This window comes from Paraburkholderia sp. RAU6.4a, from assembly GCF_050435625.1.
GTDB lineage: Bacteria > Pseudomonadota > Gammaproteobacteria > Burkholderiales > Burkholderiaceae > Paraburkholderia > Paraburkholderia tuberum.
Genome location: NZ_JBNDKQ010000002.1, coordinates 2,539,884 through 2,562,378, shown reverse-complemented (window position 1 = coordinate 2,562,378; position 22,495 = coordinate 2,539,884). Strand labels below are relative to the sequence as shown.

At 60.5% G+C, this 22,495-nt stretch carries 18 protein-coding genes; 13 read left to right on the top strand and 5 right to left on the bottom strand.

Annotation, left to right across the window (positions count from 1 at the left end):
- Nucleotides 1-17: 17 nt before the first annotated feature.
- The 5 genes from OKW40_RS16665 (at nt 18) to OKW40_RS16645 (ending at nt 5,642) form a co-directional block, all read left to right on the top strand.
- Entirely contained in the window at nt 18-1,034 is a 1,017-nt protein-coding gene (locus OKW40_RS16665) for a 4-hydroxyproline epimerase (protein WP_429490556.1), read from the top strand.
- Nucleotides 1,031-2,323, top strand: a complete 1,293-nt coding sequence (locus OKW40_RS16660) for an NAD(P)/FAD-dependent oxidoreductase (RefSeq protein ID WP_429490554.1) — start codon at nt 1,031-1,033, stop codon at nt 2,321-2,323. The genes OKW40_RS16665 and OKW40_RS16660 overlap by 4 nt, the downstream gene beginning before the upstream one ends.
- A gap of 13 nt (nt 2,324-2,336) precedes the next feature.
- Nucleotides 2,337-3,818, top strand: coding sequence for an aldehyde dehydrogenase family protein (locus OKW40_RS16655; RefSeq protein WP_184060950.1), 1,482 nt, complete (start codon nt 2,337-2,339; stop codon nt 3,816-3,818).
- Nucleotides 3,819-3,830: 12 nt separating this feature from the next.
- Entirely contained in the window at nt 3,831-4,862 is a 1,032-nt protein-coding gene (locus tag OKW40_RS16650; protein ID WP_429490552.1) for a proline racemase family protein, read from the top strand.
- Nucleotides 4,863-4,934: 72 nt separating this feature from the next.
- On the top strand, nt 4,935-5,642 hold the full coding sequence (locus tag OKW40_RS16645; protein WP_429490550.1) for a GntR family transcriptional regulator: 708 nt from the start codon (nt 4,935-4,937) through the stop codon (nt 5,640-5,642).
- 48 nt (nt 5,643-5,690) lie between these two features.
- Here the strand turns inward: OKW40_RS16645 and OKW40_RS16640 are convergent, their stop codons facing one another.
- A complete protein-coding gene (locus tag OKW40_RS16640) occupies nt 5,691-7,103 on the bottom strand; it encodes a PLP-dependent aminotransferase family protein (RefSeq protein ID WP_429490548.1) in 1,413 nt (470 codons plus the stop codon).
- Nucleotides 7,104-7,217: 114 nt separating this feature from the next.
- Between OKW40_RS16640 and OKW40_RS16635 the strand changes: the two genes are divergently transcribed.
- The 3 genes from OKW40_RS16635 to OKW40_RS16625 all read left to right on the top strand — a co-directional run bounded on the left by OKW40_RS16635 (nt 7,218) and on the right by OKW40_RS16625 (nt 10,443).
- Nucleotides 7,218-8,546, top strand: coding sequence for an aspartate aminotransferase family protein (locus OKW40_RS16635; RefSeq protein ID WP_184060954.1), 1,329 nt, complete (start codon nt 7,218-7,220; stop codon nt 8,544-8,546).
- Nucleotides 8,547-8,595: 49 nt separating this feature from the next.
- On the top strand, nt 8,596-10,119 hold the full coding sequence (locus OKW40_RS16630; protein WP_429491988.1) for a CoA-acylating methylmalonate-semialdehyde dehydrogenase: 1,524 nt from the start codon (nt 8,596-8,598) through the stop codon (nt 10,117-10,119).
- 159 nt (nt 10,120-10,278) lie between these two features.
- Nucleotides 10,279-10,443, top strand: a complete 165-nt coding sequence (locus OKW40_RS16625) for a hypothetical protein (RefSeq protein WP_429490546.1) — start codon at nt 10,279-10,281, stop codon at nt 10,441-10,443.
- Between the two features lie 805 nt (nt 10,444-11,248).
- Here the strand turns inward: OKW40_RS16625 and gyrB are convergent.
- From gyrB to dnaA, 3 genes are all read right to left on the bottom strand, one after another.
- Nucleotides 11,249-13,720, bottom strand: a complete 2,472-nt coding sequence (gene gyrB / locus OKW40_RS16620) for a DNA topoisomerase (ATP-hydrolyzing) subunit B (RefSeq protein ID WP_429407884.1) — start codon at nt 13,718-13,720, stop codon at nt 11,249-11,251.
- A gap of 114 nt (nt 13,721-13,834) precedes the next feature.
- Complete coding sequence (gene dnaN / locus OKW40_RS16615) at nt 13,835-14,938, bottom strand: DNA polymerase III subunit beta (RefSeq protein WP_090802283.1); 1,104 nt, start codon at nt 14,936-14,938, stop codon at nt 13,835-13,837.
- 531 nt (nt 14,939-15,469) lie between these two features.
- Nucleotides 15,470-17,059, bottom strand: coding sequence for a chromosomal replication initiator protein DnaA (gene dnaA / locus OKW40_RS16610; RefSeq protein WP_429490544.1), 1,590 nt, complete (start codon nt 17,057-17,059; stop codon nt 15,470-15,472).
- Between the two features lie 383 nt (nt 17,060-17,442).
- Between dnaA and rpmH the strand changes: the two genes are divergently transcribed.
- The 4 genes from rpmH (at nt 17,443) to yidC (ending at nt 20,108) form a co-directional block, all read left to right on the top strand.
- Nucleotides 17,443-17,577, top strand: coding sequence for a 50S ribosomal protein L34 (gene rpmH, locus OKW40_RS16605; protein ID WP_004198824.1), 135 nt, complete (start codon nt 17,443-17,445; stop codon nt 17,575-17,577).
- A gap of 19 nt (nt 17,578-17,596) precedes the next feature.
- Complete coding sequence (locus tag OKW40_RS16600; RefSeq protein ID WP_429407888.1) at nt 17,597-18,076, top strand: ribonuclease P protein component; 480 nt, start codon at nt 17,597-17,599, stop codon at nt 18,074-18,076.
- 112 nt (nt 18,077-18,188) lie between these two features.
- Entirely contained in the window at nt 18,189-18,419 is a 231-nt protein-coding gene (gene yidD / locus OKW40_RS16595; protein ID WP_167050029.1) for a membrane protein insertion efficiency factor YidD, read from the top strand.
- Between the two features lie 30 nt (nt 18,420-18,449).
- A complete protein-coding gene (gene yidC / locus OKW40_RS16590) occupies nt 18,450-20,108 on the top strand; it encodes a membrane protein insertase YidC (RefSeq protein WP_184060959.1) in 1,659 nt (552 codons plus the stop codon).
- Between the two features lie 137 nt (nt 20,109-20,245).
- On the opposite strand, the gene OKW40_RS16585 is transcribed toward yidC, so the two are convergent.
- Nucleotides 20,246-20,653, bottom strand: a complete 408-nt coding sequence (locus OKW40_RS16585; RefSeq protein WP_018418931.1) for a helix-turn-helix domain-containing protein — start codon at nt 20,651-20,653, stop codon at nt 20,246-20,248.
- 381 nt (nt 20,654-21,034) lie between these two features.
- Here OKW40_RS16585 and mnmE point away from each other — a divergent pair, with 381 nt between their 5' ends.
- Nucleotides 21,035-22,429, top strand: coding sequence for a tRNA uridine-5-carboxymethylaminomethyl(34) synthesis GTPase MnmE (gene mnmE / locus OKW40_RS16580; protein ID WP_090802291.1), 1,395 nt, complete (start codon nt 21,035-21,037; stop codon nt 22,427-22,429).
- Nucleotides 22,430-22,495 lie beyond the last annotated feature (66 nt).

Here is a 22,495-nt window from a genome sequence, read left to right as displayed (position 1 = left end):
TTTCACGAGACATCGGAATGACGAGACATAGTTTCAGGTGCATCGAAGGGCACGCAGAGGGCATGCCAGTCCGCATGGTGATTGACGGCGCGCCTCAGCTTACGGGGAAGTCGATGAACGAGCGCCGTGAAGAGTTCGTCGCGACGTACGACTGGATTCGTCGTTCTCTTATGCTCGAGCCCCGCGGGCACTCTCACATGTCGGGCACCATCCTCTATCCGGCATTGTCTGCTGGGTCGGATATGAGCCTGCTCTTCATAGAGACGTCTGGTTGCCTCCCCATGTGTGGGCATGCGTCAATCGGATCCATTTCGTTCGCACTTGAAGCGGGTCTTGTTCATCCGAAGTCGCCCGGCAAGGTCGTTGTCGATGTGCCTGCCGGGCAGCTTACTGCTCACTATGAGACGGAAGGCAGGCGTTTGACCTCCGTCCGCTTTACAAATGTACCGAGCTTCCTGCTGTATCGCGATGTGGAAGTGGTCCATCCGCGGTTCGGCAAACTGACCATCGATATTGCCTACGGTGGCAACTTCTATCCGATAGTCGAGGTGCAGCCGAACTTCCCTGGCTGCGAGCATTTCTCCCCCGAGGAACTGCTTGATTGCGGCCGCCAGATGCAGGTCTTGGTCAACCACACGGTCGATGTTGTTCACCCCGACAACCCGAACATTCGCGGCGTCAAGCACTGTATGTGGACGGGTGCTCCGATTTCGAAGGACGCCGATGCTCGCGCCGTCGTCATCGCAGGTGACAGCCTGATTGACCGTTCGCCTTGTGGAACGGGCACGTCGGCGCGCGTGGCTCAGCGCCATGCAATGGGGCTGCTGCAGCAAGGAGAGACTTTCACCCATCAAAGCCTCATCGGTAGCCATTTTATCGGCCGTGTTGAATCTACGCTGAAGTTAGAAAGTGGTATCGATGCCGTGCTGCCGAGTGTTGAGGGACGCGCCTGGATGACTGGGCGTTCGGAGCACTACGTCGATGACTCGCAACCCTACGCGCATGGCTTTGACCTGCAGGAGTTCTCCAAGTGAACGCCGTTCCTCGTGATTCTTTCACGGCCAGCCAGGCTCCTGTAGTGCAGGAGTCCGCCGCTGTCGTCGGTGGCGGCATCGTCGGAGTCTGCTGCGCACTCTATCTTCAGCGCGGTGGCTACGCCGTTACGCTGGTTGACCCCGAAGCGCCAGGCAACAGTACGGCGAAATGGAGTTGTGGCCAGATGGCGGTGAGCGAAATCATCCCGTTGTCGAAACCCGGCATTTTGATGAAGGTACCTGGCTGGTTGATGGACCAGAAAGGTCCTCTTGCATTGCGCCCAAGTGCACTGCCGGGCATCGTGCCGTGGTTTTTCCGTTTTCTCATGTGCGCGCGCCATTCGAAGATTGCCGACATTGCGCAGTCAATGGCGACGCTCACGCACGACGTGTATGCCGACTATGCACCGTTGCTTGATGCCTGTGAGGACAAGACCCTGATGGGCGAGCGTCCGATTCTTGAAGTCTTCGACAATCCAGCGGGCATCACCCACGAGCAACCACACCTCGACCTGCGCGCATCCCTCGGCTTCAAATCGCAGCGGCTGAACGCAAAAGAAATCGGTGACCTTGAGCCCGCATTGGCAGGACGCTTCGCTCACGGTTTGCTCTTTCCTGACTGGCGAGCGGTCAGCGACACAGAGGGCTTCGTTGCCGCGCTCACGGAAAGTTTCGTTGCCCAGGGTGGTCGGCGCATTCGCGCGGAGGTCACCCGCATCGACGAGTCGAATGGGCGAGCAACGGGTGTCACGCTAGCAAACGGCCAACGCGTGCAGGCCAGTGCGGTTGTTGTGGCCTCTGGCATCGGTTCGCGACGGTTTTTCGACGCACTAGGTGTCAGCATCCCGCTCGAGGGTATTGCAGGCTACCAGGCCGTACTTGCGAATCCGGGCGTCGAAATCCGTCATTCCACAATCTATGCGGACGGAGGCTTCTGCTTCAGCCCGATGACGCGTGGCCTTCAGATTGGCGGCACGATTGAATTCGCTGGACGCGACGCGAAACCGAACTTCAGGCGCGCCGACATCATCCTTGAAAAAGCAAAGCGGGTGTTACCGGAACTCCAGACGGACGATGTCGAGTATGGCGTTGGCTATCGTCCCTTCCTGCCAGACACTAAACCCATCATCGACCGTTCACGTCGTCTGCAGAACGTGTTTATGGCATTCGGCCACGGCCAGCTCGGTCTCACATTAGGCGCAACAACTGGACGTCTGATTGCAGACATGGTTGCCGGGCACCCGACGAAACAGAACCTCACACCATTCAGCGCCTACCGCTTCTCCTGACGGGACGAATTCGATGAAATCGTACGAGCATCTCTATATCAACGGCCAATGGGTTTCGCCCCTGCAGGGTGGGACTTTCGATACGGTTGACCCGAGCAATGAGAAGGTGATTGCAAAGGTCGCTGCCGCAACCTCGGAAGACGTCGACCTTGCAGTCAACGCTGCCCGCAAAGCATTCGACGAAGGCCCATGGCCCCGTATGAGCGGCGCCGAGCGCGCCGCTGTCCTTCGCAGAATCGGCAAGGGCATTCGTGACCGTTTGCAGGAGCTTGCGGAAATCGAAGTTCGCGACAATGGCAAACCGCTTCCGGAGGCCCTATGGGACCTGGGCGATGCAGCCGGTTGCTTCGAATTCTATGCGAGTCTCGCCGAGAGGCTGGATGCCGATGCCGAGAAGCCTGTTCCGCTTTCCGATGACCGCTTCAGCTCGGTTGCGCGCAAGGAACCGGTCGGTGTCGCGGGGGCCATCATCCCCTGGAACTTTCCGATGTTGATGGCCGCATGGAAGGTCGCGCCTGCTCTCGCAGCTGGCTGTACCATGGTCCTGAAACCGTCGGAGCTCACGCCTCTGACTGCGCTTGAGCTCGCCGACATTGCGGCCGGTGCTGAACTTCCTCCCGGCGTGCTCAACGTGGTCACCGGTCTTGGCAAGGACGCAGGCGCCCCGCTGAGCGAGCATCCGGGTATCGACAAGCTGGCGTTCACCGGTAGCGTTCCGACCGGTAGCCGAATCATGCAGGCCGCTGCGCGCGACATCAAGAATGTGAGCCTCGAACTGGGCGGCAAGTCGCCGTTCATTGTCTTCGAAGATAGCGATATCGATGCGGCCGTCGAATGGATTATGTTCGGCATCTTCTGGAACCAGGGAGAGGTTTGCTCTGCGACGTCGCGCGTTCTCGTGCAGCGCGAAATTTACGGGCGCCTGCTCGAGCGGCTGGAAGAGGAAACGCGCAAAATCACTATCGGGAACGGTCTTGAGGACGGCGTGCTGCTTGGACCACTCGTTAGCGAGGGGCAGTATGAGAAAGTGCTCGAAGCCGTCGCGCGTGGCAAGGAAGAAGGCGCGCGACTGGTAACTGGCGGAGAACGACCCGCACACCTCGATAAGGGTTACTTTATGGAGCCCGTCGTTTTTGCCGATGTACCGGAAGAAAGCTGGGTCTGGCGTGAGGAAATCTTCGGGCCGGTCGTATGCATTCGACCGTTCGACACTGAGGCGGACGCGGTGCGGTCCGCAAACGATTCGCGCTTCGGCCTTGCTGCGGCGGTGATGTCGCGCGATAACGAGCGCTGCGAACGTGTCGCGCGAGCGCTGCGCGCCGGCATTGTCTGGATTAACTGCTCGCAACCGACTTTTACGGAAGCTCCATGGGGTGGCTATAAGCAAAGCGGTATCGGCCGCGAACTTGGCGAATGGGGCCTTAACAACTATCTGGAAACAAAACAGATTACGCGGTACGACAGTGACAAGCCATGGGGCTGGTACATCAAGTAAGGTGGGTCAATCATGCGCTGGAAAAAGACACTCCAACTCGTAGACGTGCACTGCGAAGGCGAGATTGGCAAGGTTATCACGGCAGGAGTCGTCGGCATCCCCGGTGAGACCATGCTCGACAAGATGAACTACATCAACGAGGTGGACGACAGTCTGCGCAGACTGGTCGTGCTTGAGCCGCGAGGCTGCCTGCAGATGTCGGTCAATCTCCTGCTGCCGCCGACTCGTCCTGAAGCACACGCCGGATTCATCGTGCTGCAGGCGGACAAGGCGCATCCGATGTCGGGCAGCAATGCCATTTGCGTGGTCACAACGTTGCTTGAACTCGGTATGGTCGAGATGCAGGAGCCGGAAACGACTGTGGTGCTCGACACGCCAGCGGGATTGGTTACCGCCCGCGCGAGCTGTAAGGACGGGCGTTGCACCGAGGTCTCACTCGACATGATGCCGTCGTTTGTCGAACAGCTGGACTTTAGCTTCCAGACGTCGCACTTCGGAACAATCAAGGCGGACATCGCGTTCGGGGGCGTCTATTACGCGCTCATCGACGTCGAACAGGTTGGGCTGGAGATTGCGCCAGAGAAGGCCCGCGAGCTTGCCGAGCTTGGCGTGTCGCTGAAGGATGTCATCAACGGGCAGATCCGGATACAGCATCCGCTCTACCCACAGATTAACGAGGTCGCCTACGTGATGTTCCGCAATCGCGTGACTGACGAACTGTATCAGACGTGCACGACACTGCCTCCTGGTCGGGTCGACAGGTCACCGTGCGGAACGGGAAGCTCGGCCAATCTGGCGACGCTGGCCGCCCGAGGCCTGGCGGACGTTGGCAGTCGGCTGAAATCGCGCTCGACAATCGGAGGCGAATTTACCATCGAGCTCCTCGGCAAAACCGAGGTAGGAGGCAGGCCGGCGGTGCTCCCGCGTGTTCAAGGGCGGGCGTGGGTCTACGGAATCCAGCAGATTGGGGTCGACCCTGACGACCCGCTCGCCGCCGGCTTCATGCTGAGCGACACCTGGGGCTCGGGTTTCCTGAAGGCCTGAGGCGGAGTGCGCGCGATGATAAACTTGAATGCGCGCCCGTCTTTCCGGGCCCACGATGATGGCGGTGAAACGATGAGCAAAGGCACGACAGAGACTGAGACCAACGTGCGCCGGCATGGCGGACGGTACATCTACGAGGAGTTGCGAAAGCAGATTCTGACGCTGCAACTCAAGCCAGGCGCCCCGCTGGACGAGGTATCGCTTGCGGAGCAGTTTGGCCTTTCGCGTTCGCCGGTGCGCGATGCGCTTGCGCGACTGACTAGCGAAGGCCTGGTGACCATTCTTCCGAACCGCACGACTCTTGTCACGCCGTTCGAAATTGAAGAATTCCCCAAATACATTTCGGCACTTGACCTCATCCAGCGAGCGGTCACGCGGTTGGCAGCACTGCACCGAACCGATACCGACCTCGCCCGCATCCGTAAGGCAGATGACGTGTACATGCAGGCGGTGGAAAGTGGCGATTTCCAGGCGATGTCCGAAACGAACAAGGCTCTGCACATGGCCATCGCGCATGCGGCGAACAACCCTTACTTCGTCGGATATTACGAGCGGCTATTGGGTGAAGGCCAGCGACTGTTGCATCTGCATTTTGACTTCACGGTCACTTCGCCGACAGCGGCGAAGCTCGGACGCGACCACGACGAACTGATAGAGGCGATAGCGAGGAAAGACGCCGAGGCGGCGGAAAAGGCCGCGCACGAGCACACCATGCTGTTCCAGAAACGGTTTCTTGATTACATGCGACAGAACATGACGGAATCGATGGCCGTTCTGTGACCCGTTGCAGGCAGCTTTGGTCTCTCCAAGTCTGCCTTTTTCGCAAAGCTAGGCGGCGCCGCTGGTCAGCCCCTTCATAAACGTCCACAGTTCCGGAACGTCGGACGCCGCTGCATTGAATCTGAACCACTCAGATGCGGGCTCCCCTGGTCGGAAATATGAGCCAGGAGCAAGCCAGATGCCCTTGCTCAACGCATCATTTGCAACTGCGATGCTGTCTTCCGGCCGAATAGGCAACTTCGCCCACAAAAATAGCCCTGCATTGGGCGCGTGGAATATTTCGAGGCCGGCTCTGGCCATGGACTCAGTCACGCGCGCGTGCGCATTGAACAGCCGTTCCCGGATGTGAGCGGTATGACGGTCGTAGTGCCCTTCTATAAGGACGGTCGCGACAGCACGCTCGGTAACTTCGGATGAGGTAAGGCCGACCGCCATCTTTGTCAGGGCGAACCGCGAAACGAGGTCTCGGCTGGCGGCGATATATCCGACTCGCATTGCGGGTGTGATGGTTTTTGAAAAGCCTGATACGTAGATGACCCGTTGCAGACCTTCCATCGCCGCGAGGCATGGCGCGCCAGGCGGAGCGAGCTCTCTGGAGATATCGTCTTCAACAATCCACAGACCTTCGCGGTCGGCAATCTGAAGCAGGCGGAACGCTGACGAAGCGCTAAGCGATGTTCCCGAAGGATTCTGCAACACGGTATTGATGAACAGGCCCTTCGGGCGATGTCGCTTCACCACCTCTTCAAGTTGCGCGCTATCGATGCCGTCAGGTGTACGCGGAACACTCACCACGTTGACGAATGCCACCTTGAGAATCTGCAGCAGATTGCAATAGCACGGGTCTTCAACAATCACCGTGTCACCGGGCCGAAGAAGAGTCCGAACGACGAGGTCCAGCGCCTGAGTGACGCCTTGCGTCAACAGAACGTCAGTGGTACCTACGGACAGCGAATATCTACGCAACGAATTAGCGATATGCTCGCGCAGTCTCGCGAGTCCGTACGGATGGCCGTAGCCTCCGATGCGGGGTCCTGGCACGCGGCTTACTACGCGCAACGCGTGTTGAACGTCACTCTCGTTTATCCAGTCGTTTGGAATCCACCCGCATCCCGCCTTGATGGGCACAGACTGGTCCGCAAAAACGTCGGACAGTAGCCACGCGGCGTTTAAACTTGGAGCGCTCCAGACAGGCGCAGCAGGCGCTTTGGCTGCTGGAGTTGCGACACGGTAACCTGCTCCGGCACGGGCGTTCACAAGCCCTAGCGAAACAAGCCGTTGGTATGCTTCAGAGACTGTGTACGTGCTCAGGTTATGAGCTTTCGCAAGCGTTCGTACAGAAGGCAGCATGGTGCCGGCGGGGTACGTACCCTGTCTCAGTTCCTGCTCGATTGACGAGACAATCTGGTCGACCAGCGTACCTTCGTTCTTCCTGACGCGGGACAGGTTCAGTTCGAACATTTCAATACAGTCCGGGAGAAGTAGTTAGTACAGTCTGACCGTTTGTTTTCGGCTGTCCAGTGATTGTAGCGTGCGAAGTCGATAGAGTTGACTCCATATTCACGGAGTCATCTCATGAGCACAACGCAAACCGGGCCGGACCTCTCGAACTTCTGGATGCCCTTCACGGCGAACCGGCAATTCAAGGCAGCACCCCGACTGTTCAAATCTGCGAAGGGCATGTACTACACGACCGTGGACGACCGTCCCGTGCTCGACGCGACGGCAGGTCTTTGGTGCGTGAACGCGGGCCATGGCCGCTCGGAAATCACGGAGGCTGTCGCTGAGCAACTCGCAACGATGGACTATGCGCCGACGTTTCAGATGGGCCACCCGCTCGCATTCGAAGCAGCGACCGCGGTCGCCGAATTGATGCCGGTGGGCCTCGACCGTATCTTCTTTACAAACTCGGGTTCGGAGTCGGTCGACACAGCGCTGAAGATAGCACTCGCCTATCATCGTGCGCGCGGTGAAGGGCAACGTACCCGCTTCATCGGCCGGGAGCGTGGTTATCACGGTGTTGGGTTCGGCGGCATTTCAGTCGGTGGCATCCTGGCAAACCGCAAGACGTTCTCCGGTAACCTGATGCCACATGTGGACCACCTTCCGCATACGCTGAACATCGCGGAGGCAGCGTTCACGCGTGGCCAACCGACCTGGGGTGGACATCTGGCAGATGAGCTTGAGCGGCTCGTCGCGCTCCACGACGCCTCGACCATCGCCGCCGTTATAGTCGAACCGCTTGCAGGGTCGACTGGCGTAATCGTTCCTCCGAAGGGCTACCTTGAGCGACTCCGCGAGCTGTGCACCAGGCACGGCATCCTGCTGATTTTCGACGAGGTGATTACCGGATTCGGGCGCTTGGGCGCGCCGACGGCGAGCGAATATTTCGGCGTAGTTCCGGACGTCCTCACGATGGCGAAGGCAATCAATAACGCGGCCATTCCAATGGGTGCCGTTGCGGCCAGCCGCGCGGTCCATGACACGGTGGTCAATGCAGGAGCGGAGAATGCTATCGAGTTTTTTCATGGCTACACCTACACTGCGCATCCCGCCGCGGCAGCAGCTGCTATTGCAACGCTCGATATCTACAAGCGGGACCGACTCTTCGAGCGTGCAAAAGAGTTGTCCGGCGTTTTCGAAGATGCTGTACACGAGCTGCATGGCTCACCGTACGTGAAGGACATCCGGAACCTCGGTCTGGTCGCCGGTATCGAGCTCGAATCGCGTCCGGGTGCACCGGGTGCACGCGGATACGACGTATTCCTGAAATGCTTCGAGGCTGGCGTACTCGTGCGTTACACCGGTGACATTCTTGCCTTCTCGCCGCCACTGATTATCGACGAGCAGAAGATTGACCAGATTTTCTCAACGGTGCAAGACGTACTGCGCAACGCTGCCTGATTTTAACCACCAGGCCGCCATCGGCCAGACAAGCATCTGGAGTTCCGAAATGAATGTAGCAAATGAAACAGCGAACCTCTCTATCAAGCAGGTTAGCCACTTCATCAACGGTCAAATCGTTGTGCCGTCGAGCGACCGCTTCAAGGATATTTTCAACCCCGCAACCGGAGAGGTGACCGGCGGAGTGGCCCTTGCCTCCGTCGAAGAAGTCGACCAGGCGGTGCAGGCAGCCGCGGCAGCTTTCCCGAGCTGGAGCGAGACTGCTCCGCTCAAGCGTGCGCGCATCCTGTTCAAGTTCAAGGAACTGCTGAACAAGCACCACGACGAGCTGGCGATGCTCATCACGCGTGAGCACGGCAAGGTCTTCACCGATGCGCAGGGCGAAGTGGTACGTGGCATCGAAGTTGTCGAATTCGCTTGCGGCATTCCCAATCTCCTGAAGACGGACTTCACCGACCAGATTGGCGGCGGCATCGATAACTGGAACCTGCGTCAGCCGTTGGGCGTGGTGGCGGGCATTACGCCGTTCAATTTCCCCGTGATGGTGCCGATGTGGATGTTCCCGGTTGCGCTGGCCTGCGGCAACACGTTCTTGTTGAAGCCGTCCGAGCGCGACCCGTCCGCTTCGGTGCGCCTCGCCGAACTGCTCAAGGAAGCTGGCTTGCCGGATGGCGTCTTCAACGTGGTCAATGGCGACAAGGTGGCAGTCGACGCGCTCATCGACCATCCGGACGTCGCCGCCCTGTCGTTCGTCGGCTCGACGCCGATTGCGGAGTACATCCATACGGAAGCGTCGCGTCGCGGCAAGCGCGTGCAGGCGTTGGGCGGCGCGAAGAATCACCTCGTGGTGATGCCGGACGCAGACCTGGACCAGGCGGTGGATGCGCTGATTGGTGCCGCCTACGGCTCCGCCGGCGAGCGCTGTATGGCTATCTCGGTGGCGGTCGCCGTGGGTGACACCGGGGACCCCCTCATCGAGAAGTTAATTCCGCGCGTCAAATCGCTTGTTATCAAGAATGGCGAGAAACTCGACGCTGAAATGGGGCCGCTCGTGACGGCCGAACACAAGGCGAAAGTGGCCGGCTACATCGCTTCCGGCGAAGCCGAAGGTGCCAGGCTCATCGTTGACGGGCGAACTCACCCGGTCTATTCGAGGCCAGGGTATTTCATCGGCGGTACCCTCTTCGACGACGTTCGGACGGACATGAAAATCTACAAGGAAGAGATATTTGGGCCTGTTCTTGCGGTGATTCGAGTGCCCGATTTCGCGAGCGCAGTGAAGCTAATTAACGCGCATGAGTTCGCGAACGGTGTCTCGCTTTACACGTCGGACGGCGGCGTGGCCCGGGCGTTCGCGCGACAGATTCAGGTCGGCATGGTCGGCGTGAACGTGCCCATCCCGGTTCCGATGGCATGGCATTCGTTCGGCGGCTGGAAGCGTTCCCTTTTTGGCGACCATCATGCTTACGGCGAAGAAGGCGTACGCTTCTATACGCGCTACAAGAGCGTCATGCAGCGTTGGCCGGATAGCATTGCCAAGGGAGCCGAGTTCACAATGCCCGTTGCGAAGTAAGCTCATGACTTGGCGCGGTCGGCGGTTGCGGATGGCGTCCACTGGCCGAGCCGAGCCAGGCTCAGTCGCTTGGGTCATACCACAACAAGGTTGTAGTGGCGGCAAGCGCGCCCCCGCGTTTCAACGCGGGCGCCAGAAGTCGCATGGAGGATTGAAAACATGGAGGCTTGGATGTTTCGTCGCGGTCCTCTCAAGTGGCTCTTGGGGGCGAACCGCGACGAGACGGCGCTGCAGATGCAAGATGCGGTGGATTTGCTGGCAAGGGGGTGGCCGGAAGATTATCCGGCCGGAACGGTGGAATGGTTGATTGCGGGACAGGTTTGACCCAGTGAGTTCGAGCGGGCTCTGATGGTGCCTGTAGACCCATCCGCGATTCGTACGGAGGGCTTTCACGCCTCGCGTGACGCTTCGGAGCCCCCTCCCTAAAAGTGTCCCTCGGCCGCCCTGCGCCCAAAAAATTCAAAGAAAACGGGGGGTAAAAAGACGAGCCACTCGATGATTACATGCGCTACCGAATAAATGCGTCCCTAGCCATAGCTGACAAGGCTTTGACCGTTTCGGCACTCTCCGTCAGGGAGGCTTCCATGACGAGGTCGAGGGACACTTTCTTTTTTGCCGGGCACACGGGATGCCGGCCAGCGCCCACGCACTCCACCGTCACCGACTTCGCCAGATTCCAGGTTTTTGCCGGCGTCAGATAGGAGCGCATCAACGGCCATCGCCGCTAGGAGTCGTTCTGAGGCGGTCAGCGCAGTGCGTCTATCTAAAAGAGGCGCATTCGCTAGAGAAGCAAACCGGGTCACCCCAACTACGATGCTCTGGCGCGACCAACGAAGCCGCTGTGCGTGAGCTGGGCGATGCTGTCGCAGGCGAAATCGTTTTCAGTACATTGGGCGGGAGCACAGACGAAAACCGCGGACCAGCGGACGCAGCAGAAGTCCGGCTGAAAAGCCCCCCTGATTGTTGCCGAGACCGAAAAAACTACGGCCACCTCAACACTGTGGCCGTCATTCGTGCGGCTGTGACGTTAGTAAGGTGCCGTCATGTGAGCTATCGGAGCGCGTCCATCGATAAATGTCTCAATGGATGCTTCCCAAAATCTCAGGTTATGACTCCTGCTACAACACCCTCAAACGTCGATATTCCCCGCCCTCAACGCATTCGACTCAATAAAAGCCCTGCGCGGCTCCACATCATCCCCCATGAGCGTAGTAAAGATGCCATCAGCAGCAATAGCATCCTCAATCTGCACCCGAAGAAGACGCCGCACCGCAGGATCCATAGTCGTCTCCCAAAGCTGCTCCGGATTCATCTCCCCGAGGCCTTTATAGCGCTGCTTGGACATATTCCTCTCAGCATCAGCCAGCAGCCACTTCATTGCACTCTTAAAGTCGGTGACAGCCATACTCCGCTCCCCACGCTTGATCACAGCGCCAGAGCCGATCAACCCCTTGAACGTATTAGCGGTGGTCACAAGCTGCTGATAATCCGCAGTCAACTGAAACTCTTCATCGATCACAGAAATCTTCTGATTCCCATGATGCGTCCGCGCGACGCGCAGCGAGCGCAGTTCCCGCACCGGGTCATACATCGTCGTAACGCGCACTTCCGGCTTCAGCGCATCATCCCGCAGCTTCGCCTCAAGCGCGCGAGCCGAAGCTTCGGCCGCCTGCTCGCTGGAGAGGTCGATAACGACGCCGTCCATCACGGCCTCGAGCGCACCCGCGTCATACAGCCGGCTCAACCGATCAACCACTGCCTGCGCCAACAGATAAGCCCGAGCCAACTCACCCAACGCATCCCCGGTAATCGGAGTCGCACCTTCAGAAGCCACCAACTCCGACCCCTGCAACGCGAGCCGAAGAATATGAGCGTTGACTTCCGACTCATCCTTCAGATACCGCTCATCCTTCCCCGCCTTGATCTTGTAAAGCGGCGGCTGCGCGATATAGATATACCCGCGCTCGATCATCTCCGGCATCTGCCGATAGAAGAACGTCAACAACAGCGTCCGGATGTGCGCGCCATCGACGTCAGCATCGGTCATGATGATGATGCGGTGATAGCGCAGCTTGTCGAGGTTGTAATCTTCCTTGCCGATCCCGCAGCCAAGCGCGGTAATCAGCGTAACGATCTGCTCGGAAGAAAGCAGCTTGTCGTAGCGCGCCTTCTCGACGTTCAGCACCTTGCCGCGCAGCGGCAAGATAGCCTGAAACTTCCGATCACGCCCCTGCTTCGCCGACCCTCCCGCCGAGTCACCCTCGACGATATAAATCTCCGACTTCGCCGGATCCTTCTCCTGGCAATCGGCGAGCTTGCCGGGCAAACCGACGCCATCGAGCACGCCCTTACGGCGCGTCATCTCACGCGCCTTGCGCGCCGCATCGCGGGCACGCGCCGCATCGACGATCTTGCCGCAGATGATCTTCGCGTCGCCCGGCGTCTCGAGCAGGAATTCCTCGAGCGCCTTTGCGACCACTTCTTCCACCTGCGCGCGCACTTCCGACGACACGAGCTTGTCCTTCGTCTGCGAGCTGAACTTCGGCTCCGGCACCTTCACCGACAGCACGCACGACAGCCCTTCACGCATGTCATCGCCCGACGTTTCGACCTTCGCCTTCTTCGCGACTTCGTGATCGGCGATGTACTTGTTCAGCACGCGCGTCATCGCCGCACGCAGACCGGTAAGGTGCGTGCCGCCATCGCGCTGCGGAATGTTGTTCGTGAAGCACAGCACGTTTTCGTTGTAGCTGTCGTTCCACTGCATCGCCACTTCGACGCCCACACCATCCTTCTCGCCGATGATGTGGAAGATGTTCGGGTGCAGCACGGACTTGTTCTTGTTGATGTACTCGACAAAACCCTTCACGCCGCCGACGAACGCGAAATCCTCTTCCTTGCCCGAGCGCTGATCCACCAATCGAATCCGCACGCCGTTATTGAGGAACGAAAGCTCACGAATCCGCTTCGCGAGAATGTCGTAGTGGTATTCAACATTGCCGAAAATCTTTTCATCGGCCATGAAATGCACTTCGGTGCCGCGGTTTTCGGTGTCGCCGATCACCTGTATCGGCGACGTGGTCACGCCGTCGATCTCTTCGAGCACGCGGTTCTGCGGCACACCACGGTGGAATTCCATGAAGTGCTTCTTGCCGTCGCGGCGCACGGTGAGGCGCAACCACGCCGACAGCGCGTTCACGCACGACACGCCCACGCCGTGCAGGCCGCCCGACACCTTGTAGCTGTTCTGGTCGAACTTGCCGCCGGCGTGCAGCTCGGTCATCACGATTTCGGCGGCGCTGCGCTTCGGATCGTGCTTGTCGTCCATCTTGAGGCCGGTCGGCACGCCGCGGCCGTTGTCGGTGATCGACACGGAGTTGTCCGCGTGGATGATCACCTGGATGTCGTTGCAATGGCCGGCGAGCGCTTCGTCGATGGAGTTGTCGAGCACTTCGAACACGAGGTGGTGCAAACCGGTGCCATCCGATGTATCCCCGATGTACATCCCAGGCCGCTTGCGCACGGCTTCCAGACCTTCGAGGATCTGGATGGACGAGGCGCCGTAGCTGTTATCGGGCTGCGTATTGTTCGTTTCAGTCATGGATTTTTTCCGGTTCTGCGTTACTGCAAGGTTGCTGCTCTGGACTTTTCAAAACGCCATAAAAACGCCAAAGGGGCGCTGCGCCCCTTGGTGTTCTTCTTGATGTTGGACGCGTCAGATGCGCATCGGCATCACCACGTACTTGAATTCGTCGTTCTCGGGAATCGTGATCAACGCGCTGGAGCTGGCATCACCCAGGCTCACCTGCAGCATGTCGACCTTCAAATTCGCGAGCACGTCGAGCAGATACGTGACGTTGAACCCGATATCGACGCTGTCGCCGTCGTATGCGATTTCCAGTTCTTCCTGCGCCTCTTCCTGATCGGCGTTGGTCGACATGATCTTCAACTGGCCCGGCTCGACGATGCAGCGCACGCCCTTGAACTTATCCGACGTCAGAATCGCCGCGCGTTGCAGCGAACGCTGCAGTTCTTCGCGGCCAATCTGGAATTTATTCTTGTGCGACTTCGGAATCACGCGCTGGAAGTCGGGGAACTTGCCTTCCACGAGCTTCGACACGAGTTCAACCTGACCGAACGTGAACTTGACCTGCGTCTGCGCGATGTCGATCTTCAGCGTGTCGTCGATGTCTTCGAGCAGGCGCTGCAGTTCGAGAATCGTCTTGCGCGGAATGATCACTTCGTGGCGCGCGAAGGAGCCCTCGATCTTCATCGACGAGAACGCGAGACGGTGACCGTCGGTCGCGACCGCCATCAGCTGATCGCCGTCCACCACCAGCAGCATGCCGTTCAGGTAGTAGCGGATGTCCTGCTGGGCCATCGAGAAATGGACCATGCCGAGCAGCTGGCGGAACGTCTTTTGAGGAACCACCAGGCTCGCGCCGTAGTCTTTGGCCTGAGCGACGGTCGGGAATTCGTCCGCGGCGAGCGTCTGCAGCGCAAAGCGGCTCTTGCCGGATTGCACGGTCAGACGCTTGTCGTTCAGCGTCAGCGTGACCTGGCCGTCAGGCATCGCGCGCAGAATGTCGAGGAGCTTGCGCGCCGCCACCGTGGTCGCGACCGAATCGCCGCCCACGCCGAAATCGGCGCGCGTGGTGATCTGCAACTCCAGGTCGGTCGACAGGAACGATACGTCAGGACCGTTCTTGGTGATCAGCAAATTGGCGAGGATCGGCAACGTATGGCGGCGTTCGACGATGCCGCTCACGGTTTGCAGCGGCCTGAGGAGGTTGTCGCGTTCGGTCTTGACCAGTTGCATAGGGTTCCTTCGTTGATATAACGGCCTGCACGCCTTACGGGACAAGCTTTTCAGCGCGCAGCCACGGCTCCCCGCCGGCGCCCTGAAAAGCGCCCGACACGGCGTGAAATCCGCCCGTCGCCGCCGGGCGGTTAAACCTGTATTGTGCCTGAAAACGGGACCGCCTCACTAAAATGGGGGCGAGTTCGGGAATAAACAGGTCGATTTTGTAGGGCGTGGTCCGGGCTGCCGCCGACTTGTCGCGCCGCTGCGCGGCGCTACCGGTTCGCAGGCTCGTTGTTCCGCCACTTCTGGCCGGTTGCGCCGCAAATTCGTCACGGGTTTGCCGCGCTTTTTACGTCGCTTCTGCCCGCTTACCGTCGCGTTCCTTGTCATTTCCCGTTCGGACCCGACAGCGCCGCGGGGTTGTGGGTCCCCTGCCCGTTTCTCGATTTACAGCGTTGTTCGCGGCCTCATTCAAACCACTGCGTAGCCGCTTCCAGCGTTTCCTGCCGCCGACGTCCGTTTCACGGTCGCGTGCGGCCAGCCCGTTTAGCCCTTCAGCGTCTGCTCCAGCACGTGCAGTTCGTGATTCAGCTGCGCGTCCTTGCTGCGCTCGTCGGCGATCTTGCGCACCGCGTGCAGCACCGTCGTGTGGTCGCGCCCGCCGAAAAGCTCACCGATTTCCGGCAGACTCTTCTGCGTCAATTCCTTCGCCAGGTACATCGCGATCTGCCGCGGCCGCGCGATGTTCGCCGGACGCTTCTTCGAATACATGTCCGCGACCTTGATGCTGTAGAAGTCGGCGACCGTTTTCTGGATGTTTTCCACCGAAATCTGCCGGTTCTGCACCGTCAGCAGGTCTTTCAGCGCTTCCTTGGTCAGTTCGATCGTGATTTCGCGGCCGTGGAACTTCGAATACGCGAGGATCTTGCGCAGCGCGCCCTCGAGCTCGCGCACGTTCGAGCGGAGATGCTTCGCGACGAAGAACGCGACGTCCTCATTGAGGCTCACGAACTCCGATTGCGCCTTGCGCATCAGAATCGCGACGCGCATTTCGAGTTCGGGCGGCTCGATCGCCACCGTCAGGCCGGAGTCGAAGCGCGAGATCAGGCGATCGTCGATACCCGAGATTTCCTTCGGATACGTATCGCTCGTGATGATCACTTGCGCCTTGTTGGCGACCAGCGCCTCAAAAGCGTAGAAGAATTCCTCCTGCGTGCGCGACTTGCCCGAAAAGAACTGAATATCGTCGATCAGCAGCAGGTCGAGCGAGTGGTAGTAGCGCTTGAAGTCGTCGAACGCCTTGCGCTGGTACGCCTTCACGACATCGGAGACGTACTGTTCCGCGTGGATGTAGCGAATGCGCGCGCCGGGTTTGTCCATCAGCAACTGATTTCCGATAGCATGGATCAGGTGTGTCTTGCCGAGGCCCACGCCACCGTACAGGAACAGCGGGTTATACGAAATGCCGGGGTTGTCGGCGACCTGGATCGCCGCGGCGCGCGCGAGCTGATTCGCCTTACCGGTCACGAAGTTGTCGAAGGTCAGCACGGGGTTCAGCTTCGAGCGCTCGTACATCGAGTCGCTCTCGCTGGATGCCGTCGCGCCCACGCCTTGGCCTGGGCGCCACGTGCGACGTCCGGCGGCGGCTTCGTTCGCGTCCAGGCTCGGCAGATCGAGATCTGCGACGTCTTCGGCGGCGCTGCGCGAATTCGCGTTTTGCGCTGCGAGCGCCGCAGCCGCGGCTGCGGGATTCGCGCGCGCGGCATGCACGGCGCCGACAGCCGCATCGACGGCCGCGACGCCGCCGGCATTACCGCCCTGCGGCGCGGCCGAAGCCGGGCGTGCCGACGCCGGAGCCGGCGCCGCGGCCGTTGGGCTACGCATACCGGCCTTCGGATCCAATACGAATTGCACGTCCACCGGCGCATGCCAGAAATCGCGGGCCATATCCGCGATGCGGCCGGAGAACTGGCTCTTGACCCAGTCGAGCTTGAAGCGGTTCGGCGCGGCAATGCTCAACGTGTTCGCATCGGCGTCGAAGGCGACCGGGGCCAAGGGTTTGATCCACGTCACGTACTGCTGGGGCGTAAGCTCACGCTCCAGCAATGCGGAACAGTGTTGCCAGAATTCGTTCATCAAGTTGCTATCGTTATGGTGTGCACGGCGGTCGCCGCTGCCCCTGTCGCGCACGCGCAACAAGGCCCTGAGCAGCCAGGCGTAACAGCCCCAGGCGCCTGTGCCACAAGGGTCTGCGGGACAAGCGTGCCGGAGCGGCGTGCAACATTTTTGGGAAGTAAGGCGAGATTCTAACGCCAAAACGAACCCGAAAGTGAGTTATCCACAGGGACCGATCGCTTGGTCCGGCAACCCCCGGCTGCGCCAGACGACGGCTAAACTATTGACGGCCAACGGAAAACCAGTTTAAATAGCGGGTTCCGCGAAAACCAATTTCAGTAAACCACCGGCCATTGCGCTTTCAGCGATGATCGCGCGGTTTTTTTCGATCAAGTGAGAGCAACATGAAACGTACTTACCAACCTTCCGTTACCCGTCGCAAGCGCACCCATGGCTTCCGCGTTCGCATGAAGACCGCTGGCGGCCGCAAGGTCATCAACGCACGTCGCGCGAAGGGCCGCAAGCGCCTCGCGATCTAAGGCAAGCGGATTGCGCGCTGTGACCGAAACCCGCGGCGAAGCGGGAGCGGCCGGGGCGCAGCAACCGGGCTCGGTTCCGTTGCGAGCGCAAGCCGCCTTCCCCAAAGCCGCAAGGCTGCTAAAAACGGATGAATTTTCATCCGTTTTTCGTTTGCGGCCGTGGCGCCGTACCGCACACTTCGTCGTGTACGGCCGGCCCACCGGCAACGAGGCGCGTCTTGGCCTCGTGATCGGTAAGAAGTATGCGCCGCGCGCGGCCACGCGGAATCTGGTGCGCCGGATCGCGCGCGAAGCCTTCCGGCTGCGTCGCGCGGAATTCGGCGGTTGGGATGTGCTGCTGCGTCTACACACGCGTTTCGACAAAAAAGCTTTGCCGAGCGCGTCATCGCCGCCGTTGAAGGCGCTGTGCCGCAGCGAAATCGAGGCGCTGCTCGACAAGGCAGCGCGCGAAATTACCCGTCGTCAGGCGCCGCCCGCGGAGGCGCCCAAGACGGAATGACGCAGTGACCGCCCGCACCACGGTCGCCGCAATGGGCGTTGCGCCGGCAGCTTCAGAGCGCGGGCGTCGTCCTGTACTTCACGTTGCGCGGCGCCGTACGGCCGCACCTGCCATGCAAACGGTACTCTTCGCTTTATTGCGCTTTTACAAGCTTGCCGTGAGCCCCATGCTCGGCAACCGGTGCCGTTTTTACCCTTCCTGCTCTGATTACGCGCGCGAGGCAATCCAGTATCATGGCGCCGCGCGCGGGACTTATCTCGCCGTGAGGCGTGTTTGCCGCTGCCACCCGTTTTCCGCGGGCGGCATCGATCTCGTCCCGCCACCCACTTCTGAAAAGCGCTGACGCGCCGTTCCATCGACACTGAGACAACGCATGGATATCAAACGCACCGTCCTATGGGTCATCTTTTTCATGTCAGCTGTCATGCTGTTCGACAACTGGCAACGCGACCACGGACGCCCGTCGATGTTCTTCCCGAGCACGACGCCGACCCAGACCGCCGGCAGCGCCACGCCGGGCACCACGACACCGGGCACCCAGCCGGCCGATCTGCCGACAACCAACGCGGCCGCGCCGGGCAACGCGCCAGCGGCCGAGCAATCGCAGCTCGTGAAGTTCGGCACCGACGTCTATAGCGGCGAAATCGACACCCGCGGTGGCACATTGTCGCGCCTGTCGCTCGTCAAGCAGGGCGACGGCAAGCAGCCGGATCTCGTGATCACGCTGTTCGACAAAACGAACAATCACACGTATCTGGCGCGCACTGGCCTGCTCGGCGGTGACTTCCCGAATCACAACGACATCTTTACGCTGATGCCGAATCAGCCGACCCATCTGGCCGACGGCCAGAACTCGTTCCAGATGAGCTTCGAGTCGCCGGAAAAGGGCGGCCTCCGGGTCATCAAGACGTATACGTTCACGCGCGGCAGCTACGTGATCGGCGTCGAGACGAAGGTCCAGAACGTCGGCACCACACCGGTGACGCCGCAACTCTATATGGAACTCGTGCGCGACGACCAGCCGGTCGAAACGCCGCGCTTCTCGCACACGTTCATCGGACCGGCTGTCTACACGAACGAGCATCACTTCCAGAAGATGACGTTCAGCGATCTCGACAAGAACAAGCAGAACTTCGCGACGTCGGCCAACGACGGCTGGGTCGCGATGGTCCAGCACTACTTCGCGTCGGCCTGGATTCCGCAGGAAGGCGTGAAGCGCGAGTTCTACGCCGAGAAGATCGATCCGTCGCTGTATCGCGTCGGCATGAAGGAGGCGATGCCGACCATCCAGCCGGGCCAGACCGTCAGCGTGTCCGCGCGTCTGTTCGCCGGTCCGGAAGAAGAAAAGATGCTCGCAGGTATCGCGCCGGGTCTCGATCTGGTGAAGGACTACGGCTGGGTCACGATCATCGCGAAGCCGCTGTTCTGGCTGCTGTCGAAGATCCACGGCTATGTCGGCAACTGGGGCTGGTCGATCGTGCTGCTCACGGTGCTGATCAAGGCGGTGTTCTTCCCGCTGTCGGCCGCGAGCTACAAGTCAATGGCGCGCATGAAGGCGATCACGCCGCGCATGCAGGCGCTGCGCGAGCGTTTCAAGGGCGATCCGCAGAAGATGAACGCGGCGCTGATGGAGCTGTACAAGACCGAGAAGGTCAATCCGTTCGGCGGCTGTCTGCCGGTCGTGATCCAGATCCCGGTGTTCATCTCGTTGTACTGGGTGTTGCTGTCGTCGGTGGAAATGCGCGGCGCGCCGTGGATTCTATGGATCCATGATCTGTCACAGCAGGACCCGTACTTCATCCTGCCGATCCTGATGGCCGTGTCGATGTTCCTGCAGACCCGCTTGAACCCGACGCCGCCGGACCCAGTCCAGGCGAAGATGATGATGTTCATGCCGATCGCGTTCTCGGTGATGTTCTTCTTCTTCCCCGCAGGTCTCGTGTTGTACTACGTCGTGAACAACGTGCTGTCGATCGCGCAGCAGTACTACATCACGCGGATGATGGGCAGCTCGAAGGTGAAGCCGGCCTGATGTTCCGTCCGGTGGCGGCCCGCAGGGCCGCCGTGACGCAAGCTCAAAACGAAAAGCCGCCCGGTGCGAACCGGGCGGCTTTTTTTATGGTGCGGCTGAAGGAAATGCGGCGGGCGGCTGCGCTTGAGTTTCGTCGTTCACTCTTCGTCGGAATCTTCGCCGTAAAAACGCACGATCATTTCCTCGACCAGATTCCGGTCCTTCGGGGTCAACGATGCGATCTTCGAAGCGAGTTCGATCGTTTCGGGTGTCGGCGGATATTTTTCGCCACGTGCCATCGGTCGTGCGCTGGCGCCGGGCGGTGGTCCGTAATGGAGCCAGTGCTCCTTGACGTTCAACCATTCGGCGAGCGTGCGCAACTTGTCCGGCTTCGGGATCGTCGTGCCCGTCAGCCATTTGTGTGCGGTCTGGGGCGTCACGGGCCGCTCGCCGTAATAGCGAAGATTGAATTGCTCGGCGAGTTTGGTCCCGCCGCGGATTTTCAGCGGCTCGAGCAGATCCTTCAGCCTCTTGGCGAAGGCGGCTTTTTCTTTGTCGGTCGGCATGGGCCAGATTGTGCAATTCGGAGTTCAGCCAGTTGACAACCGATCAAGCTTTGTTTTCTCTTATTTGAGATAGTTTTAGCTTGTAGCGCGCGCCCCGTAACGCGTTGCGCGAATTTGATTTTTTGATCTCTCGATTGCCAGGCTTGGCTTTGCCTGAACCGCAGTTCCTGCCGAGTCTCAACAATTCCTAAGTAGCGCGGTAACAATCCTAGCTTAATTGAGATAAATCTGAGTTGTTCAAACAATAGAGGCGAACGGGCACGTCATCCGCTTCGCGTCCTTGTCGCCAGCGCTTCCGTGCGAAGCGCGCGCGTTACAATGCCTCGCGCCGGTTCGACCGACGCGGCCCTGCTCCTCCCCTCCCGTTTCACCCGACTTCACATGCTCACGACCGACTCCGATCCCATCGTTGCCATTGCTACCGCGCCCGGCCGGGGAGGCATCGGCGTCGTGCGGATTTCGTTCGGCCGCGCTGGCGCGGCGGCGGCCCAGCCGTTGATGCAGGCCCTCACCGGCCAGACGCTCGCGGCGCGTCACGCGAGCTACGTGCCGTTTCTCGACGCGAGCGGCAATCCGCTCGATCGCGGCATCGCGCTGTACTTTCCGGCGCCGCACTCGTACACCGGCGAGCACGTGCTTGAACTGCAAGGCCATGGCGGCCCGGTCGTGCTGCAATTGGTCCTGCAGCGCTGCATCGACGCCGGCCGCGCGTTCGGTCTACGGCTCGCCGAGCCCGGCGAATTCACGCGTCGCGCGTTTCTGAACGACAAGCTCGACCTCGCGCAGGCCGAGGCCGTCGCCGATCTGATCGAGGCAAGCACCGAGGCCGCCGCGCGTTCGGCCGGCCGATCGCTCGACGGCGCGTTCTCGCGCGACATCCACGCGCTGGTCGAAGAGGTGATCACGCTGCGGATGCTGGTCGAAGCGACGCTCGACTTCCCGGAAGAGGAAATCGACTTCCTCGAAGCCGCCGACGCGCGCGGCAAGCTCGTGCGCATACGCGAGCGTCTCGCGCACGTGCTGAGCGAGGCGCGCCAGGGCGCGTTGCTGCGCGAAGGTTTGTCGGTCGTGCTGGCGGGGCAGCCGAACGTCGGCAAGTCGTCGTTGCTGAATGCGCTCGCCGGCGCCGAACTCGCGATCGTCACGCCGATCGCCGGCACGACGCGCGACAAGGTCGCGCAGACGATCCAGATCGAAGGCATCCCGCTGCACGTGATCGACACGGCCGGCCTGCGCGAGACCGAGGACGAGGTCGAGAAGATCGGCATCGAGCGCACGTGGGGCGAGATCGAGCGCGCGGACGTGGTGCTGCATCTGCTCGACGCGCGCGCCGGAATGACGGCCGGCGACGAAACGATCGCCGGACGCTTTCCGCGCGGCGTGCCCGTCGTCCGCGTGCTGAACAAGACCGACCTGACAGGGCTCGCGCCCGCGACGCAGGCGCTCGACGCCGACCTCGAACTTAGCGAGGTGCGGCTGTCGGCGAAGAAGGGTGACGGCGTCGCGCTGCTGCGCGACGAACTGCTGCGGATTGCCGGCTGGCAGGCGGGCGCGGAGAGCGTCTATCTCGCGCGCGAGCGGCACCTGATCGCGTTGCGCGCGGCCGACGAGCATCTGGCGACCGCCGCCGTGCATGCGGAGCAGAACGCGCAGGCGCTCGATCTGTTCGCCGAGGAATTGCGGCTCGCGCAGGATCAACTGAACTCGATCACCGGTGAGTTCAGTTCGGACGATCTGCTCGGCGTGATTTTCAGCCGATTCTGTATCGGCAAGTAACGCCGAACTTGTGCGTCGCCGCAATGCGGCCGTCATATAGGCTCTCGCGGCCGAATCGGTGCCGCT

Excerpts from the sequence above, each read along its gene's own strand:
- OKW40_RS16665 (WP_429490556.1), top strand. The coding sequence starts at position 18 with ATGACGAGACATAGTTTCAGGTGCATCGAAGGGCACGCAGAGGGCATG.
- OKW40_RS16655 (WP_184060950.1), top strand. The coding sequence starts at position 2,337 with ATGAAATCGTACGAGCATCTCTATATCAACGGCCAATGGGTTTCGCCC.
- OKW40_RS16650 (WP_429490552.1), top strand. The coding sequence starts at position 3,831 with ATGCGCTGGAAAAAGACACTCCAACTCGTAGACGTGCACTGCGAAGGC.
- OKW40_RS16645 (WP_429490550.1), top strand. The coding sequence starts at position 4,935 with ATGAGCAAAGGCACGACAGAGACTGAGACCAACGTGCGCCGGCATGGC.
- OKW40_RS16640 (WP_429490548.1), bottom strand. The coding sequence starts at position 7,103 with ATGTTCGAACTGAACCTGTCCCGCGTCAGGAAGAACGAAGGTACGCTG.
- OKW40_RS16635 (WP_184060954.1), top strand. The coding sequence starts at position 7,218 with ATGAGCACAACGCAAACCGGGCCGGACCTCTCGAACTTCTGGATGCCC.
- OKW40_RS16630 (WP_429491988.1), top strand. The coding sequence starts at position 8,596 with ATGAATGTAGCAAATGAAACAGCGAACCTCTCTATCAAGCAGGTTAGC.
- OKW40_RS16625 (WP_429490546.1), top strand. The coding sequence starts at position 10,279 with ATGGAGGCTTGGATGTTTCGTCGCGGTCCTCTCAAGTGGCTCTTGGGG.
- gyrB (WP_429407884.1), bottom strand. The coding sequence starts at position 13,720 with ATGACTGAAACGAACAATACGCAGCCCGATAACAGCTACGGCGCCTCG.
- dnaN (WP_090802283.1), bottom strand. The coding sequence starts at position 14,938 with ATGCAACTGGTCAAGACCGAACGCGACAACCTCCTCAGGCCGCTGCAA.
- dnaA (WP_429490544.1), bottom strand. The coding sequence starts at position 17,059 with ATGAACGAATTCTGGCAACACTGTTCCGCATTGCTGGAGCGTGAGCTT.
- rpmH (WP_004198824.1), top strand. The coding sequence starts at position 17,443 with ATGAAACGTACTTACCAACCTTCCGTTACCCGTCGCAAGCGCACCCAT.
- yidD (WP_167050029.1), top strand. The coding sequence starts at position 18,189 with ATGCAAACGGTACTCTTCGCTTTATTGCGCTTTTACAAGCTTGCCGTG.
- yidC (WP_184060959.1), top strand. The coding sequence starts at position 18,450 with ATGGATATCAAACGCACCGTCCTATGGGTCATCTTTTTCATGTCAGCT.
- OKW40_RS16585 (WP_018418931.1), bottom strand. The coding sequence starts at position 20,653 with ATGCCGACCGACAAAGAAAAAGCCGCCTTCGCCAAGAGGCTGAAGGAT.
- mnmE (WP_090802291.1), top strand. The coding sequence starts at position 21,035 with ATGCTCACGACCGACTCCGATCCCATCGTTGCCATTGCTACCGCGCCC.